Raw genomic sequence first — 2,370 nt, forward strand, 5'->3', positions numbered from 1 at the left:
AACTCCGATAGAATATCGGAATCACGCCTTAAATAATCCTATGTTTTAAACTGTCCAATTTTTGGGTCTCAGTTCAATTTGACACTTTTATTTTTAATTTTCAATATTTTTAGTAAGGGCTTTTAACCATTTTAAGCTAGTTTTTTATTACTTGATGATCACTTATCTTCCACGATTCAAAATTATATTTTTTCGTTAGCTTGAAATTAATGTGATGGGCACTTTCAATAATCGTCTTAGGGGTATTGTACAAAATCTCTCTAATATCATCCGAATTTTTTTCATCAAGTGCAGCAGTGATTTCATCAAGCAAAATAATTGGACGATCACGTAATAATGCCCTGGCAATTACTAAACGTTGTTTTTGACCACCTGATAAATCTTCTTGTTCAGGGTGAATTACTCGATTCAATGGATCATTACCTAATTCATCAGCTAATCCCACTTTATCCAAAACCTTCAAGAGTTGCTGATCGGTAAATGATACTCCTAAACACAAATTATCTTTAATTGTTCCTTTGAATATCCACGGTGTTTGAGCAATATATACTGACTGCACAGGATTTGGATCTTCGCCACCAATTTTTATCGTCCCACGTGTTGGTTGAAGTAAGCCTGAAATCATATTAAGCAATGTGCTTTTACCTGATCCAGATGGTCCTTGCAATAAAATTTTTTTACCAAAAGTAAAATCAAAATTTAATTTTTGATAAACTTGGTGATCTTTATAAGTTAAACTAACATCATCAAATTTAATATCTGGCTTTTCATTCTCTGCTTTAACTTCTTTAAAAATATCTTGTTTGGCCACTTTAATTTTTCTAATTTCAGTGGTGCTAGCAACTTGCGCCCAATATTGCATTAAGCCACGGAAATTCTGTACAACACTATTGGCCGATAAAGTTAACGAAAGAAGTGCACTAATAGTTACTCCAAACTGATGAACAATGATGAAGTAAAAGCCAATTGCCCATGGCGCAATAATTGCCAGAACTGTGAAGAGTAAGTTAGCGTACTGAATCCACCATTGAAGATTTTCTTGCTTTAATAAAGTATTTTCACTAGTCTCAACGTCTTGGCTAACTCTTTTAAAAAAAGATTTTTGAGCTTGGTATTGTAAAATATCACGCAAACCTTTAAACCAGTCACTGGCCGATTGCATCATCTTAGTATTTTCATTACTCCATTGTTCACCTAATCTTCCTAACTTTCCCTTTCCAAAAAGCATTGGAATCAAGCTTAAACATGAGAATGCGACAAAAATTATTCCCATCAATAAATTTACTCTTAAAACATAAATCGTAGAAATAACTGCAGCTGTACCAGTTGACAAAATACCAGCAATTACAGCAAAATATTGATCATCGATCTTAGTTGCATCATTACTGATGTGATTGAGTCCACTTGCAGCATCTTCTTTTAAAGCAAAACTATTGATTAGCATAATTTTCTTCAGTTTTACTCTTAAAAGTTTACGAGCTATATTTAGAAAAATATTTTGCAAAACAATTGCAGTATAAGTAGCAACAAAAATTATTGTACTTTTGATTAAAAATAATATTAAATCTGTACCATTTTTTCCAACTAAATTAGGAAATTGACCTAAGATTATACCGTTAATAACTCCTTCAAATCCTCCAGCGATTAAAGTGATAAAAATAAGAAGAAGCAGCCAAAATGGTAAATTTTTAATGATCCATTTGAAGTTTATGTTCATAGTTTTTACTACTTTCGTTTAATACAAAAATAAGAATGATATTAAGATATCATTCTTATAATAATTATTATGCAGAGCAACCACAACTAAGTGAGCTAGCAAAGTGATTACCTGTAACATCTTGAGTTGTTTCCTTCTTCAAAGGAAGATCTTGCAATGATACTAAATCAGCCATAGTTTCTTCACCTCCTTTAGTATTATTTAAGATAAAATTTATTCATAGAAAAAGTGGATCAAATTCACATTTTTTTATGATTTTATTAATTGTTAATAAAACCCCTAATTCTCCAGATCCATAATCAATTGCCGTAAAAAGATTTTGATCTGCTGGGAAAAAAATTTCATCATTCTTATAAATTCGAGTTGACAGTAATGATTCTGTCAAAGTATTCAAAGTAACTGAAATAGTATCATCTATACTCGTAAAATTAAGGTCTAGTAAACTAGAAATAATTCCTGCCGTTCCTAATAAATACCCAGCTTGAAGGGTAGATTTAATATTTAACGAATTATACAAATAAGATAGTTCATTAAATAAAGCTTTATCCTTCTTCAAACTTAAATATTTAATTATTGGAGACTGTAAAATAGTTTGTGTAAGGATGAATGATTCCTTAAATTTATTTCTTTAAACATTAGAAAAAGGAGTTCCT

General features: G+C 30.6%; 2 protein-coding genes. Both read right to left on the bottom strand.

Annotation, left to right across the window (positions count from 1 at the left end; all coding sequences use genetic code 11):
- Positions 1-136: 136 nt before the first annotated feature.
- The gene (locus NFR82_RS08730; RefSeq protein ID WP_251717886.1) at positions 137-1,717 is read right to left on the bottom strand and encodes an ATP-binding cassette domain-containing protein; all 1,581 of its coding nucleotides are present in this window, start codon (positions 1,715-1,717) and stop codon (positions 137-139) included.
- A 217-nt stretch (positions 1,718-1,934) separates the two neighbouring features.
- On the bottom strand, positions 1,935-2,273 hold the full coding sequence (locus tag NFR82_RS08735; RefSeq protein ID WP_251717887.1) for a glycoside hydrolase family protein: 339 nt from the start codon (positions 2,271-2,273) through the stop codon (positions 1,935-1,937).
- Positions 2,274-2,370: the final 97 nt, after the last annotated feature.

The sequence above is a fragment of the Lactobacillus agrestimuris genome, assembly GCF_943193025.1.
Lineage (GTDB): Bacteria > Bacillota > Bacilli > Lactobacillales > Lactobacillaceae > Lactobacillus > Lactobacillus agrestimuris.